The following is a 15,303-nucleotide window of genomic DNA, read 5'->3' as shown; positions in this document are numbered from 1 at the left end:
ACACCGAACCCAGAAGGCCCTCACCCGTTCAAGCACCCAGCACGCGTGTCACCAACGTCCCGGGACAGCACACCTAGGCGGCACGACTGCCCGTAGTGACGCGGCCGCAGGTGCCCGCGGTCGGGCGGGCGCGGTCGCCCGCAGCGAGGCGGTAGCCGCGCACGGCGCTCAGCAGGGCACCGGGGGTGGGCGGCCGCGGACGCGCGCGGCGGGGAGGGGTCGGGGTGGTGGTGTCCGCCCGCAGCGGCCGGCAGGTCCGCACCAGTGCCCAAAAGGCGACTGATTCCGCGCCAGACCGAGGACGGACACCACCACCCCGGCCCCGACTGACCCACCCGGCGTGGGCGCTACGCGCACCCCCACCGGGGCCGCGGTTGCGCCGCAGGCATGGCCACGGGGACCCCCGCCGGCCCGCAGGCAGGAAGAAAGCGCACCCCACCGGGGGTCAGCCGGCGCGGTGGACGACCGCGTCGCAGAGTTGCTCGAGGGCTGCCTTGGCGTCGCATTCCTGGAGGGGGGCCAGGGCCGCCCGCGCCTCCTCGGCGAAGCGGACCGTGTCGCGGCGGGCCTGCTCCAGCGCCGGGTGCGCCCGCAGCAGACGCAGCGCCTCGGCGTGCCGTGCGTCATCCGTGAGGTCGGAGTCCAGCAGCTCGCACAGCGCCAGATCCTCCGCCAGCCCCAGTTGTGCCGCCCGCTCCCGCAGCCGCAGCACCGGCAGCGTGGCGATCCCCTCCCGGAGATCCGTCCCCGGCGTCTTCCCCGACTCGTGCGAGTCCGAGGCGATGTCCAGCACATCGTCCGCCAGCTGGAAGGCGACCCCCAGCCGCTCGCCGTACTGGGTCAGGACGTCCACCACCGTCTCGTCGGCACCGGACATCATCGCCCCGAACCGGCAGGACACGGCCACCAGCGACCCGGTCTTCCCGCCGAGCACGTCCAGGTAGTGGTCGACGGGGTCCCGCCCGTCCTGCGGCCCGGCCGTCTCCAGGATCTGCCCGGTGACCAGCCGCTCGAACGCCTCGGCCTGCACCCGCACCGCCTCCGGCCCGAGGTCGGCCAGGATGTGCGAGGCCCGCGCGAAGAGGAAGTCGCCGGTGAGCACCGCCACCGAGTTGCCCCACCGCGTGTTCGCGCTGGCAACGCCGCGCCGCACGGCCGCCTCGTCCATCACGTCGTCGTGGTACAGCGTGGCGAGGTGAGTGAGTTCCACCACAACCGCCGACGGCACGACCCCCGGCGCGTACGGGTCACCGAACTGTGCGGAAAGCATCACCAGCAGTGGCCGGAATCGCTTGCCCCCGGCCCGCACCAGATGCTGCGCGGCCTCTGTGATGAAGGGCACCTCGCTCTTGGTGGCCTCGAGCAGCCCTTCCTCGACAGCCGTCAATCCGGCCTGGACATCGGCTTCGAGAGCCTGGTCCCGCACGCTCAGCCCGAACGGCCCGACGACGGTCACGAGGGGTCTCCTGTCTGCTGGTGTCTACTGCCGATTACACGGTTTGTCGATAGGTCGCTGTCGCCACTCAAGTCAGCGTATCCGGTCACGTTTCGATCACCACCAGCGCCCGGGGTTACCCGCCGGGGCCGACCGGATCACACCGCCGCATTCCTGATGGTTTGATCACAACGCGTCCCACGGAGCATCACGGAGCATCACCGAGCACCCCATTCCGCCCTGTCGGGCCCCCACGGGCCCCCTGCCGAGCACTCCACCTCGCACCACCGAGCACCTCACATCGCCACACCCACCATCCTGCCCGCCTCGGTGCCCGATTTGCCGCAATTACCAGGCGAATTCCTCTTGACGAAATATGCTCCCACCCCACCCCCTCAGTGAAGTGCCTCACGCCTGGAACCTCACCACCCCCACACCCGTCCGCGCCCCTTCTCCCCATCCCCGCACCGGAGTTGACCCTTGGCGCCAGCAAAGGATCAAGTGCGCAAATCACCCCAGGGCAAGATCAAATGACCACTTCTGTGATGACCGCACTTGTTCCTGACATGTGCTCTCGCATACGTTCCCGGCCTGCCGGGCGGACGCCGAATCCTGCCGCCGCCCGCACCACCGATCGTCGATCACTCACGCACGGCAGGAGCGGGGGACCCAGGTAAGTCGCCGGGCCGGACATCCGTCCGGAACGGCTAGGGGTGAAGCCATGCCCGAAGGGGCACGGCCGGGCACTCTCCCAGCCCGAACCCGACAGCTCACCTCGCAGGCGTAGGAGAGGACACACGAACATGCCTGCAACCGGTATGACCCGCCGCTTCGGCGGCCGCCGTCTCGCCCGTACCCTCGCCGTCGCCGGCACCGGCGCCGCCGTGCTCGCCCTGCCGCTCATCGGCGCCACCAGCGCCTCCGCGGCCCCGGCCGCCGCCCCGGCTGCCGCCACCTCGACGGCGTACCCGAACAACCTCGACGGCTGGATCCGCGAGGCGCTGTCGATCATGCAGCAGCATGGCATCCCGGGCTCCTACGACGGCATCTACCGCAACATCATGCGCGAGTCGTCCGGCAACCCGAACGCCATCAACAACTGGGACTCCAACGCCGCCAAGGGCACCCCGTCCAAGGGCCTGCTGCAGGTCATCGACCCGACCTTCGCGGCCTACCACGTGCCGGGCACCGCCTTCGACCCGTTCGACCCGGTCGCGAACATCGTGGCGGCCTGCAACTACGCCGCCGACCGCTACGGCTCCATCGACAACGTCTTCGGCGCGTACTGAGCCGAGGACCCACCCCCGGAGGGCCCGGACGGCTTTGGGGAGCCGCCGACCGCCCACCGGGACGCTGCTGAGATTCCCTACTGGGACGACAGAAGCGTCCTCTCGGCGGACGAGGACGCGAATCCGGAATCGCACCGGGCCGGCACCTGTTGGGGCAGGTGGCACCCGGTCTCCGGGAACAGACGCTCGAGGACGACGGCCACGCCGTCGTCCTCGTTCGTCGTGGTGACCTCGTCGGCCACCGCCTTCAGCTCCGGGTGCGCGTTGGCCATGGCGACGCCCCGGGCCGCCCAGTCGAACATGGGGATGTCGTTCGGCATGTCACCGAACGCCAGCGTCCGCTCCGGGCCCAGCCCGAGCCGCTCGGCCGCCAGCGCCAGCCCTGTCGCCTTCGTCACACCACACGGCTGGAGCTCCACGGTCCCCGGCCCGGACATGGTCACCGTGGCGAGCGGACCGACCACCGCACGGGCGGTCGCCGCCAACTCGTCGTCGGTCAGCTCGGGGTGGCGCAGCAGCACCTTGCTGATCGGCCGGGTCCACAGCGCGTCGCGCCGGCCGACCCGCACGGCGGGCAGCGTGGGGTGCGGCATCCGGTAGCCCGGCTCGATCAGGGTCAGCCCGTCCACGCCGTCCTGGTCGACCGCCGCGTAGACCTCCCCCACCTCGGCCTCGATCTTGCCCAGCGCGGTCTCCGCCAGTTCCCGGTCCAGGGTGACGGACCACACCAGCCGGTCCGCGCCCGCGTCGTACACCTGCGCACCCTGTCCGCACACGGCGAGCCCCGTGCAGCCGAGGGCCTCCAGCAGGGGCCGCACCCGGGGGGCCGGGCGGCCCGTCACCACGAGGTGCCGGGCACCGGCCCGCGCCACCCGCGCGAGCGCTGCGAGGGACCGGGCGGACAAGGTGTCGTCGCCGCGCAGCAGCGTCCCGTCCAGGTCGGTGGCGATGAGTGAATATGCGGTGGGTGCGGCCATGATCAGAGAATACGGACAACACGCCGGTGCTTCTCACCGCCGTCCGGTACGCCCGTACCCCATGGCTTGTGCACCGCTTGGCAACAAGATGGTCTGCTACCTACCGTCCATGCCCTCCCGGGCGGTACCTTCCAAGTGTCCAGGGGGGACTTGATCGGGGGGTCAGGTGAGCAGTGGACGTGTGCACGTACTGAGGCCGGAGGATCTCGGCGAGGGGGAGCGGCAACGCTGGCGGGAGCTGCGCGCGGCCGCCGAGCTACCGCGCAACCCGTTCATGGAACCGGAGTTCACCGCGGCGGTGGGCCTGGTGCGGCCGGGCGCCCGGGTGGCGGTGCTGTACGAGGGGACCGAACCGGCCGGCTTCCTGCCGTTCGAACGCGGGCCGCTCGGCCAGGGACGGGCCATCGGGCTCGGGGTGTCGGACTGCCAGGGCGCCATCCTGCGTCCGGGCCTGGTCCAGGACACCGCCGAACTGCTGCGGGCCTGCTCGGTGTCGACCTTCGCCTTCGACAACCTGGAGCCCGAGCAGCGGCTCTTCCTGCCGTACGCGGCCGAGGAGCACGCCACCTTCGTCATCGACGTGGCGAAGGGCTACGACACCTACGAGTCGGTGCTGCGCACCCAGTCGCCGAAGTTCCTGAAGACCACGCTGGCCAAGGAGCGCAGGCTGGGCCGCCAGGTCGGACCCGTGCGGTTCGTGTTCGACGAACGCGACCCGGCGGTGCTGCGCACGCTGATGGAGTGGAAGTCGGCGCAGTACCGCAGGACGGGGCGGCGCGACCGGTTCGCCCAGGAGTGGATCACCCGGCTGGTCGGCCGGCTCGCCGGGACCCGTGCGCCCGAGTGCACGGGCACGCTGTCGGTCCTGTACGCCGACGGGCGGCCGGTGGCCGCGCACTTCGGGCTGCGCTCGTCGTCCGTGCTGTCCTGCTGGTTCCCGGCGTACGACCCGGCGTTCGCGAAGTACTCGCCGGGTCTGGTGCTGCACCTGCGGATGGCCGAGGCGGCGGCGGCCGAGGGCATCGGCCTGCTCGACATGGGGCGCGGCCCCGCCGAGTACAAGGACTCGCTGAAGACCGGTGAACTCGCCGTCTACGAGGGGGCGGCGCTGCGTCCCGGTGCGGGTGCCGCCCTGCACTGGCTGAGCCGCGAACCGGTGCGCCGCGCCCATGCGTTCGTCCGCGACCACCCGCGGGTGGCGTCGCTGGCCTCGCGTGCCCTGCGGGGCGCGGGACGGCTGCGCGGCGCGGGACGGCTGCGCGCCGGCCGCCGCCGGTGACGAGGGGGTCATGAGGAGGGGGAGGGTTCATGTCCCGCACATCGCGCACATCGCGCACATCGTCGATGTTTCGTGCATCGCGTACGCAGGAGGAGATCCGGAGGTTCCTGTCCATCGGAGCGGTGCAGGTCGCCGAGGTGGATCTGGGCGAGGGTGAACAGGCGACGCTCCGGCCCGGACCGGGCAGCCCACCGGTCACCGCCGGCGAGGTGTTCGTGCTGGTCAGACGGGAGGGCGTGCCGGCCGGAACGTTCCTGGAGCGGGTGCCGGAGGGGGCCGATCCGCGGGCGGTGCTGACGTCGGCCGCGCGGCGGGTGCTCGCCGGGTCCGGGGGTTCCTGGAGCGAGCGGGCCCCGGCCCGCGACGCCGCACCGCTGCACGCCTCGGTCGTGGTGGCGACCCGGGAGCGGACCGGGCAGCTGGCCCGTGCGCTGGACTCGCTGCTCGCCCAGGACCACCCGCATTTCGAGATCGTGGTGGTCGACAACGCGCCCGTCACCGACGAGACAAAAGAATTGGTGCACCGGAAGTACGGGGAGCGCGTGCGCTATGTCCGCGAGCCGGTTCCCGGGCTCGCCGTCGCCCACAACGCGGGGCTGGCCGTGGCCCGGGGCGAGGTGGTCGCCTTCACCGACGACGACGTCATCGCCGATCCCCGCTGGCTCACCGAACTCACCGTCCCCTTCGCCGCCGACCCGCGCCTGGGCTGCGTCACCGGCCTGATCCTGCCGGCCCGGCTGCGCACCCCGGCCCAGGTGCTGCTGGAGAGCCACGGCGGCTTCGCGAAGGGCTTCACGCCGACGACGTACGATCCCGCCGCCCCGCCCCGCGACGAGCCGCTGTTCCCGTTCACGGCGGGGCGTTTCGGCTCCGGGGCGAACATGGCGTTCCGCACCGGGGTGCTGCGCGCGGTCGGCGGCTTCGACCCGGCCACCGGAGCCGGCACGCCCGCACGCGGCGGCGACGACCTCTACGGCTTCGTCCGCGTCCTCGCCCACGGGCACCGGCTGCACTACACGCCCCGGGCGCTGGTGTGGCACCACCACCGGGAGACCTGGGCGGACCTGGAGACCCAGGCCTACGGCTACGGCGCCGGACTGACCGCCTATCTCACCGCGATCCTGGTCAACCGGCCCGCGCTGCTGCCCGCCTTCCTCGCCCGGCTGCCGCGCGGCCTGGCGTACGCACGGGCGCTGACCGCCGTACGGGACACCGACGGCGGCGGGGCCGCTCCGGGGGACCACGACAGCCGCAGCCATCCCTGGCCGCGGCGCCTGTCCCGGCTGCAGCGCCGGGGCATGCTCTACGGGCCGGTCGGCTATCTGCGCGCCCGGCAGGCCCTGCGGAAGACGGCCGCGAGGGGGCGGAGATGACGACGACACCGCGGGAACCGGTGGCGGGCAGAGCGGGGGCGAGAGCCGGGAGCACGGCCGGGTCCGGCCCGGCGGCGGCCATCCCCGTGTTCCTCTATCACGCCGTGATGGACGATCCGCCGGACTGGATCGCCGAGTTCACGGTCTCGCCGAAGCAGTTCGCCGCGCATCTCGACGCCGTCGTGGACAGCGGCCGCACGCCCGTCACCATCAGCACCCTCGCCGCACACCTTGCCGGGCGGGCGCCGCTGCCGCCCCGGCCGGTGCTGCTGACCTTCGACGACGGGTTCGCCGATCTGCCGGGACCCACCGCCGAGGCGCTGGCCGCACGCGGCCTGGCCGCCACCGCGTATCTCACCACCGGGGCGCTCACCCCGGGCGGGCGCTGTCTGCTGCCGCCCGCGCCGATGATGGCGCTGGCGCAGGCGGCGGAACTGGAGCGGGCCGGGATGGAGGTCGGCAGCCACACGGTCACCCACGCCCAGCTGGACACCCTGACCCGCCGGCAGCTGCGCGCCGAGCTGTACGACTCCAGGGCCGTGCTGGAGGACACCCTCGGTCATGCCGTGCCGCATCTCGCCTATCCGCACGGCTACAACAGCCCGAGGGTGCGGGCGATGGCGGCGCAGGCGGGCTACGAGACGGCGACCGCCGTGCGGCACGCGCTCAGCTCGGAGCGGGACGAGCGCTACCGCATCGCCCGGCTGATCGTCCGCCGCACCCACACCGTGGACGATGTGCGGACCTGGCTCTCGGGCGGCGGGGCGCGCATCGCGCCGTACCGGGACGGGGTGAAGACCATCGGCTGGCGCTGGTACCGGCGGCTGCGGGCGGCCGTCCACGGGCCGGAGTTCGCGGGCTGACCCGGCCACCACCGGTCCGGCCGGCGGCGCACCGTCGGCGGCCGGCGGCCGGCGCACGGTTGGCGGCGGGCCGGCGGCGCACCGTTGACGACGGGCCGACGGCGCACTGTTGGCGGCCGGCGCACGGTTGGCGGCGGGTCGGGTCGGACCGGCCCCGGCCCGGCCCGGCCCGAGCTGAACCGCCGCAGTCACTCCGCAGGATGCGGCTGGTTGAGGTACGGGTCGGCGGCCGCCTTGCGCAGGCTGTCCCAGGCCTCGTCGTTGGCCAGGGCGAGATCGCAGTGCGGGCCGGGGTCGCGGTAGTTCCACTGCAGGGCCGCCTTGACCCCGTCGAGCCGCTTCAGCACCCCCGGCACCTCGGCGTACCACTCGGCCTGCCGTTCGGGACGGGACGTGTCGTTGGCCGTGCCGAACTCGGAGAGCATCAGCGGTTTGCGGTCGGAGATGTTCTCGCGGATCCAGGCGTGGGTGGCCGTCTGGGTCCGGGCGAAGCTCTGCCAGCCGGTGTTGTGGCAGCGGTAGTAGTTGTACTGGTTGTAGCCGATCCAGTCGACGTACGCGTCCCCCGGGTACATCTGCTGGAACAGCTCGGCGTGGCCAAGGTACCCGGTGATGATCCACGTCCACACCACGTTGTCGACGCCCAGCTCGCGGAACCGGTCGTGGATGTGCCGGTAGGCCTCCACGTACTCGGCGGGGGTGCCGTTGTCCGGGGTGCGGGTGTCCATCTCCAGGTCGAAGGAGAGGAAGACCTTCTTGCCGGTGCGGTCGCCGTACTCCTTGATGCGGCGGGCCTGGACGTCGATGACGGACGCGTCGAGCTCGCCGTCGGCGATCTGCTTCCACGTCGGCTGCTGCTTCCTGCTGCCGCCCCACCACTTGCTCTCCCAGGACAGCAGCAGCATGCGGTCCTCGCCGACGCGCTGCTCCTCCGGCGTGAGCAACTGCCCCTCCCGGCGGCTGCCCCGGGGCAGGGACATGTCGTGGTACGTGTACACGATGTCGAGCTTGCGGCCCACCCGCTTCTCGTAGGCCGCGACCTTCTCCTCCAGGTCGGCGCGTTCGTGCGGGACGAACGCGCCGAACCAGGCGCCGCACGGCGGTTCCAGCAGCTCGGTGGGCCGGCACTCCTCGCCCATCGCGGACGGCTCCGGTCCGGACCCGGAGGGCCCCGAGGCCTCCCGCACCACCAGTGCGCCGGCCAGGACCGCGCCGGCCACCGCGACGGAGGTGATCAGCAGCCGCCGGCGCCGGGACGCCGGCCCCTTCCGCGGGGCCGGTGCGTCCTCGGCGTCCGTCCTGCGGTACCGGCCTTCGGCCTCACGCCCGGGAAACCGGAGAGACCTGAAAGACCGAAAGGGACGCAAGGGGCGAAAGGGACGAGCAAACCTCACAGAGCGGAACCCTTTCCTGTCCTGGGCGTACTCGGCGTCGGCGGCGAGGCCCGCAGCCGCGGGCAGAACGCGGCGAGCGTGGTGAGCACGGTGAGGGCGAGCAGCACCCGCTGCGCGGTGAAGGTGTGGGTGGCGAACAGGACGGTCGCCACGATCATCACCGCGCCGACGCTGACGAAGACGATCAGCATCAGCCGCTCCAGCAGATCGGAGCGGCGGGCGAAGCCGGGGTCACGCCGCTCCACGGGCTCCTGCGCGGGCCGCACCCGCAGCGCGGGCGCGCACAGCCCCACCAGGGCCGCGCCCGGCCCCGCCGCCAGGAAGACGGCGACCGCGGCGCCGCGCAGCGGCGATCCGCCGGGCAGGGCGAGCGCGGCGAGCGCCAGCCAGCCGCCGAACGGCGGCAGCATCCGCACCACGAGTTCCTGCGGGGTCATCGCGCCGCACCTCCTTCCTGACGCAGTTCGTAGACGCTTCCGGCGTTGTTCTCGGCCACCAGCCGGAACCGCGGCGAGCCGGCCACCGACTTCCGTATGCGCTCCAGTTGCGCCCCGTCGATCTGCCCGTTCATCTCCGAGTCGGCCACCTGGCCCTGGGTGAACAGGAAGTAGGCGCGGCCGGGACGCTCCACGCCCCGCATGTCGCGGGCGAGCGTGGCGGCCGGGTCCTCGACGATCGCGTCGACGTGACGCCGTTCGTCCTCCAGGAACCAGTAGTGGCCGACGCTGCCGTACGAGGCGTACGCCAGCGGGTAGTTGCGGTTGGCGGCGACGACCAGGGAGCCCTCGGTGGCCTCGTCGAACACCCGCTGGACCAGCTCCACCTCCTCGGGCGGGAAGTAGTTGATCCGGTCCTTGCCCGAGTAGCTCGGCACGAACGCCAGGGTGAGCGCCAGCAGCGCGACCAGCGGACCGCCCACCGCCAGGGCCCGCCGCCGCGGCGCGGCAAGGCGTACGGTCTCCTGCTCGCGGGCCTCGCCGGCCAGGGTGCGCACCGTCGGCAGCAGCGCCGCCGCGGCGAAGAACACCACGCCGGGCAGCATGAACATCAGCACCCGGAAGATCATTTCGCTGCCGTAGCTGTTCGCCACGAGCATCGGCAGCGGCGCCACCGCGATCAGCAGCAGCGGCAACGCCCGGTGCCGCAGCACCCGTTGCCGCCACACGCCCACCGCCCCGAGCAGCAGCACCGAGCCGGACAGCAGCCGCGCCGCCCACGAGGTCGCCACCGCTCCGGTGCCGGTCGGGGTGGTGCCGTAGCCGGTGGACACATTGGCGCCCACGTCACCGACGGAGCGCAGCATCTCCGGCAATGCGGCGGACAGGAAGGGCAGCGCGGCCGTCAGACACCAGGCCAGGAAGATGCTCACCACGGTGACCAGCGGCACCCAGTCCCGGTAGCGGCGGAGCAGGCACAGCACCAGCAGGGTGGCGGCCAGCATGGCGGGGGTGAGCTGGTGGGAGATGACGACGGTCACCGCCATCACGGCGATCGCCGCCGTCCACAGCGCCTGCCCGCGCCGGTCATCCGCCCCGCCGGCGCGGCCGTAGCGGCGCAGCACCACGGCCAGTACCCCGAGGTGCAGGGCGAACGCCACCGACTGCGGCGAGAAGTAGTCCTGCCCCACCCAGTTGGCCACGTAGAAGAGCCACACCGCGGTCCAGATCAGCCGCCGGTCCTCGGTGAAGGTGCGGTAGATCAGCAGCAGCGGGAGCAGCAGCATCAGGCTGGAGACCAGCGGCCACCAGGCCATGTACATCGCGGCCGAGTCCACGCCCAGCAGCCGCACCAGCGCCGCCTGCGCGGCGAAGAAGCCCGGCCACTGGTCGTACACCGCCATGTCGCCCACCTGGTCGGCGCCCTGCAGTTCGCCGGCCGTCAGCAGGTGCTCGACGACGCCGTCGTGCTTCCACGCCCATGCGTACAGCGGCGTCGGGTAGAGCACGGCCTGGGTGGCCCGCTCCATCACCAGCAGCCCCAGCACATAAGCGGCCGGCCAGACGCGGGAACGCCCCGGATCGCGCACGGTGAGCCAGAAGCCCGCGGTGAGCACGGCGAGACCGGCCCAGAAGCTGGGGTGGAGCGCGGTGACGAGCCCGAAGTCGTCGAGCCGCGACACATCCGTCTGCCGTACCGCGTACGCCCACAGGGCGAGCGCGAGCAGCAGCACCAGCGCGGGCCAGGCAGCGCGGGCGCGGCGCCAGGTCCAGGCGGGCGGCAGGTCGGACAGGTCCGTCACGGGCTCAGGGGCCGGGCTGGACGACTCCGCGGACGGAGGTGTCCGGTCCGTGCTCGTCGTGGCGGACCCACCGGGGACGACCGGCGCCGGCGCACGGTCCGGCGGGGGTTCGGGCGCGGGTTCGGGCGCGGATCTCTCGCGTGGAGTGGTTGGCGGACGCACGGTGGTTCCCCCCTGCTATTCGGCTCTTGACGCTTGATCAGTCCCTGGATCGTTCGTTCGGTCGCCGGCGGTCCGGCAGGGCTCCCGCCACGGCTCTCCCGGCGGCGCGGCCGAGCGGCAGGAGCAGGACGAGCATGGTGAGAACGGCGAGCAGCAGCGGGGTGTGCGGCGCGAGCTCGTCCCGCCAGACCCAGCCGCCCACCGCGATCAGATACAGAACCCCCCACCGTCCCGGCCACGACAGCCGCCCGCCCGCGCCGGCGAGCAGCAGCCACAGTGGGACGAGGCACAGCAGTGTGCAGACGAGCGGCGCCCAGCGCAGCAGCGTTCCGGGCCCGTCCAGGCCGAGAGCCTCGGCGAGGGAGCCGGCCGTCCTCTTGTACAACGCACCGTCCAGCGGCGCCGGTTCCCGGCCGAGGGCGGCGGGTGCCGCGTGCAGGGCGAGCAGGGCGGAGCCCAGTGCGCTGTGGGTGAGCAGGGCGTCGGCCCGGGTGCACAGGGTGACCGAGGCGACGAAGACGAGCAGCAGCACCGCCCCGGCGCCCAGGGCCGGCAGCGGCATCCCCTCCAGCAGCTCACGCCCGGTCAGCTCCTTGTCACCGCCGCCTCGCAGCCACGGCAGATCACGCACGGACCACCAGAAGACGAGGGTGGCGAGGCCGATGAGGGCCCACAGGAGACCCTTCAGCGGGCGGTCGGGGTCCTCGGCGGGCGGCGGCACGGGCGCTGCGGGGTGTGCTGTGCCGGGGCGATTGGTGGAGGCACCGACGAGCGGTGGGAGCGGGGTGCCCGGTTGCGGGCCCGCGGGCCCCTGCCGCCCGGCCCACGGTGGGCTGCTGACCTCGGTGTTGCCTCGCCGCTCCAACCCGGGCACGACTGACGGGGCGTCGGGTGGTGCTCCGGCGGGCCTGCCGGCGGCTGGGGCGGATGGCAGTACGACGTCCCAAGGGGAACGAGGGTGCTCGGGGGCCTGCGCGTCGGCGCGGAGCGCCGGGCGGGCGTCCCTGAGGGCCGGCGTCTCGTCCCGGTTGCCTCGTCGGGCGTCCTTGGCAGGCTGTTCCGCCCCGCGAAGGGGGCCCGGCTCGCCGTCCTCGTCGGGTTCCTCGTTCTCCACAGGCTCGTCGTTCTTGCCCGGCTCCTCACGCCCGGCTTTCCCGTCCTGCTGGTCGGCGTCCGGCTCAGCGGGCGCACCGGCTGCCTCGCCGGCCTCGTCCCTCGGTACGTCGTCGGCAGGCTCCGGACGTTCACCGGTGCCGTCCGCCCCGTCCGCGCCCTCGGCCGCCGCCGAGCGGGCAGCCCCGGGCTTGCTCTTCTCCTGCCCACCGGGTGCAGGGGCGTCGTCGTCCGTCCCCCGCCCCACCGATGCCGAGGGACGCACGATGAACGCCACCGTGTCCGAGTGCAGGGCCTCGCGCTCGTAGCCGGGGTGGCCGATGACCAGCGTGACCGTGTCCTCGGTGTCCTCCTCGTACGCGGCCCTGCGGGCCCAGCCGGTGCCGTAGCCGGCGGTGGCGTTGAGCTTGGCCCAACGGGTGCCGTAGGTGCCGTCGCCGGGCGAGGAGGCCCCAGCTGCGACAGGCAGCTCATCGGGGCGGGCGCGCAGCGCCGAGCGCAGGCCGAACACCGAGACGACCGCGACCAGCGTCATGCTGTTCAGCACCGCCCAGCCGGCGCCCGCGATCCCCGCCGGGGTGAACAGCACCGCCGCGCTGCCCAGCACCAGGACGCACATGGCCCCCTGCAGGGCGGCCAGCACTCCCGTGCGCCCCTGCACGCGCAGCACGCCGATGTACAGCTCCACCACGACCCTGGGCAGCGCGCCGAGCGCGAGCAGCCGCAGCACCGTCGAGCCGTGCTCGGCGTAGTCTGGGCTGAACGGCGTGAGGATCTGCGGTGCGAACAGCACCAGGACCCCCACCACCGGCACCAGCAGCAGCGTCATCCGGCGCAGCGCCCCGCGCACTCCGTCGGCGAGCTGGCGCGGGTCGTGCGAGGCGTGGGCGGTGAGGGAGGAGGCCATGTTGATGGCCATGAACTCCATCGTGCCGCCGACGGTGTAGGCCACGTAGAAGTAGCCGTTCTCCGCGGAGCTGAAGCGGACGGCGACCATCACCGGAAGCAGGTTGATCATCGCCAGGCTGAACAGGGCACCCAGCGAGTCCCCGGCGAGGAAGCGGCCCATGTCGCGCAGCCGGGGCGGTTCCCGGTCGCGGTCGGCGGCGGCCTGGCGCGGGATCAGGCGGCGGAAGATCAGCCAGCCGAGCGGGATGGTGGAGAAGGCGATCGCCACGGCCCAGGAGACGAAGATGCCGAGCACCGGCATCGCGCCGGCGAACACCACCAGCAGCACGAGCTTCCCGACGGAGAACACCGCGTTCCCGGCCGGCACCCACTCCGCCTTGCGCAGCCCCGTCAGCACCCCGTCCTGCAGCGTGAGCAGCGCCCAGGCCACGCACGCGGCGACGAACAGCGCGCCGGCCAGCGGTGTGCCGAGCGGTGCGTAGGAGGTGCCCCACTGGTCGAGGGTCAGCAGGAACACCCCGGCGGCCAGGGCGACGACCAGGGAACTCGCCCCGTACACGCCCCACACCAGGCGGGCGGTCTCGCGGCCGGCGCGCGGCACGAAGCGGACCACCGCGCCGATCATCGTGGTCGCCGTGATGCTGGCCAGCAGCCGCATCGCGGCGATCGCGGCCGAGCCCTGGCCGACGGCGTCCTCCGAGTAGTAGCGGGCGGCCACCAGCCAGAAGCCGAGGCCGAGCACCGCGGAGACGCCGGTGCTGAGCATGAGGAAGTAGGCGTTCTTGAACAGGGAGTCCGAGCCGGATCCGCTCCCGGCAGGCGGGTGTCCGCCGCCGGTGTCGCGCACCGCGGCCCGCTCGTGCACCTGGGTCTCAGCCACGGGACGGTCCCAGCTCCCTCGTGGTCGCGTTCTCCTTGTCCTCGTTCTGGATGTCCTCGTTGCTCTGGATGTCCTCGTTGCCCTCGTTGCCCTCGTTGCTCTGGACGTCCTTGTTCTGCTTCCGGACCCTCTTCTCGTCCGGTGGTGAGCCGCCGGGCTCGCGGATGAGATGCTCCGGCGGCTCGGCGGGCGGCACTCCGGCCCGCTCCAGCGCCTCGATCGCCTCCCGCGCCCGCAGCGGGTCCACCGGCAGGGCGTGCCGGGCGAACCAGCGGGCGGCCTCCGGCGCGGGCGAGGGGTCGGTGAACTCCTTGCCCGCGTAGTCGTCCAGCGGCGGGTCGTAGAGGTAGCCGACGACGATGCCGTGCCGCGCCAGTGCGGCCGCCGCCGCGTCCCGGTCCGCCACGAACAACGGCACCCGGAACAGCGGCTGCACCGCGCTGCCCTCGCGCGGCAGCGCCCACCGCGTGGACAGCAGCAACCGCGTGCCCTCGCGGGCCGCGTCCAGCACCTCGTCCAGCCGCCCCAGCCGGCGTTCGATCCGCCGCAGCCGCAGCGCGCCGGAGGTCAGCCGGTAGTCGTGCATGTCGACGCGCACCCACGGGTCGTAGGCGTCCAGATCCGGGGCCGCTTCGGCCGCGGCGGCCAGCTCCCGGGGCCGCAGCGGCATCCGGATGTCCTCGCGTTCCGCCAGGCCCAGCAGCCGCAGGGTGGCCCAGGCGGCCCGGCGCAGCCCCAGCCGCCGCACGGCCGCCTCGGCGTAGGGGCGTACCAGGTAGGCGAGTTCGGCGGTGGTGCGGCGCGGGGCGAGCAGGTCCGCGCAGGCGGCGCGCAGGGCGGCGGAGCGGTCCGGGTCGGCGAAGGCCAGGATGCCTCCCGCCTGCGCGTGGACGTGCTTGGACAGGCTGAACACGGAGGCGTCGCCCCACGCCCCGACCGGGCGTCCGCCGACCTCGCTGCCGATGGCGTGCGCCCCGTCCTCGAACAGCGGGATGCCCAGCGCGTCGCAGCGCTCCCGCAGTCGCGGCGCCGGGTCCGGGTTGCCGTACAGATTGGTGGTCAGCACGGCCGACAGCGAACCCCACCCCTCCTCGGGCACGGCATCGATGTCGATGGACGCGTCCAGCGGGTTCAACGGTGCCTGCACCGGGCGCAGTCCGGCCGCGAGCACCACGAAGAAGATGACGTCGTCGTTGACCGGCGACATCAGCACCCGGCCGCCCGGCGGGCACCAGTGGCGCAATGCCACGAACAGCCCGAACCTGCATGACGGCACGTACACGCATTCCCTGCCGAGCCGGCCGCGCATGGTCTCTTCCAGCCTGTTCGGCCGCGAGCCAGCACCAGCCGGGCCCGGACGGGCCTCACCGATGGCCATCCGCCCCCCTGG

General features: G+C 73.1%; 11 protein-coding genes and 1 riboswitch. Of the genes, 4 read left to right on the top strand and 7 right to left on the bottom strand.

The features are described 5' to 3' along the window. Window positions 1-445 precede the first annotated feature (445 nt). Complete coding sequence (locus ABD198_RS05655; RefSeq protein ID WP_343998242.1) at window positions 446-1,456, bottom strand: polyprenyl synthetase family protein; 1,011 nt, start codon at window positions 1,454-1,456, stop codon at window positions 446-448. A gap of 611 nt (window positions 1,457-2,067) precedes the next feature. Next, a riboswitch (cyclic di-AMP (ydaO/yuaA leader) is annotated at window positions 2,068-2,234 on the top strand. A gap of 4 nt (window positions 2,235-2,238) precedes the next feature. Here ABD198_RS05655 and ABD198_RS05650 point away from each other — a divergent pair. Further along, window positions 2,239-2,724 carry a transglycosylase SLT domain-containing protein gene (locus ABD198_RS05650; RefSeq protein WP_343998241.1) on the top strand — a complete coding sequence of 162 codons (486 nt, stop codon included), beginning with the start codon at window positions 2,239-2,241 and terminating at the stop codon, window positions 2,722-2,724. A 77-nt stretch (window positions 2,725-2,801) separates the two neighbouring features. Here ABD198_RS05650 and ABD198_RS05645 read toward each other — a convergent pair whose 3' ends face one another. After that, a complete protein-coding gene (locus ABD198_RS05645) occupies window positions 2,802-3,701 on the bottom strand; it encodes an HAD family hydrolase (RefSeq protein WP_343998240.1) in 900 nt (299 codons plus the stop codon). 166 nt (window positions 3,702-3,867) lie between these two features. On the opposite strand from ABD198_RS05645, the gene ABD198_RS05640 reads away from it, so the two are divergent. From ABD198_RS05640 to ABD198_RS05630, 3 genes are all read left to right on the top strand, one after another. After that, window positions 3,868-4,980, top strand: coding sequence for a GNAT family N-acetyltransferase (locus ABD198_RS05640; RefSeq protein ID WP_343998239.1), 1,113 nt, complete (start codon window positions 3,868-3,870; stop codon window positions 4,978-4,980). A gap of 65 nt (window positions 4,981-5,045) precedes the next feature. Further along, complete coding sequence (locus ABD198_RS05635) at window positions 5,046-6,353, top strand: glycosyltransferase family 2 protein (protein WP_343998238.1); 1,308 nt, start codon at window positions 5,046-5,048, stop codon at window positions 6,351-6,353. A 107-nt stretch (window positions 6,354-6,460) separates the two neighbouring features. Next, window positions 6,461-7,216, top strand: coding sequence for a polysaccharide deacetylase family protein (locus tag ABD198_RS05630; RefSeq protein WP_343998252.1), 756 nt, complete (start codon window positions 6,461-6,463; stop codon window positions 7,214-7,216). Window positions 7,217-7,404: 188 nt separating this feature from the next. On the opposite strand, the gene ABD198_RS05625 is transcribed toward ABD198_RS05630, so the two are convergent. The 5 genes from ABD198_RS05625 to ABD198_RS05605 all read right to left on the bottom strand — a co-directional run bounded on the left by ABD198_RS05625 (window position 7,405) and on the right by ABD198_RS05605 (window position 15,291). After that, the gene (locus ABD198_RS05625) at window positions 7,405-8,436 is read right to left on the bottom strand and encodes a glycosyl hydrolase (RefSeq protein ID WP_343998237.1); all 1,032 of its coding nucleotides are present in this window, start codon (window positions 8,434-8,436) and stop codon (window positions 7,405-7,407) included. Window positions 8,437-8,606: 170 nt separating this feature from the next. Beyond that, entirely contained in the window at window positions 8,607-9,047 is a 441-nt protein-coding gene (locus ABD198_RS05620) for a hypothetical protein (protein ID WP_343998236.1), read from the bottom strand. Further along, window positions 9,044-10,849, bottom strand: coding sequence for a glycosyltransferase (locus ABD198_RS05615; protein ID WP_343998235.1), 1,806 nt, complete (start codon window positions 10,847-10,849; stop codon window positions 9,044-9,046). The genes ABD198_RS05620 and ABD198_RS05615 overlap by 4 nt, the downstream gene beginning before the upstream one ends. 199 nt (window positions 10,850-11,048) lie before the next feature. Then, the gene (locus ABD198_RS05610) at window positions 11,049-13,913 is read right to left on the bottom strand and encodes a lipopolysaccharide biosynthesis protein (protein WP_343998234.1); all 2,865 of its coding nucleotides are present in this window, start codon (window positions 13,911-13,913) and stop codon (window positions 11,049-11,051) included. Continuing rightward, complete coding sequence (locus ABD198_RS05605; protein WP_343998233.1) at window positions 13,906-15,291, bottom strand: DegT/DnrJ/EryC1/StrS family aminotransferase; 1,386 nt, start codon at window positions 15,289-15,291, stop codon at window positions 13,906-13,908. Before ABD198_RS05605 ends, ABD198_RS05610 begins: the two co-directional genes overlap by 8 nt. Between the last annotated feature and the right edge of the window lie 12 nt (window positions 15,292-15,303).

The organism is Streptomyces thermocarboxydovorans, from assembly GCF_039524635.1.
Classification (GTDB): Bacteria; Actinomycetota; Actinomycetes; order Streptomycetales; family Streptomycetaceae; genus Streptomyces; species Streptomyces thermocarboxydovorans.
This window is presented reverse-complemented; position numbering and strand designations above follow the sequence as displayed.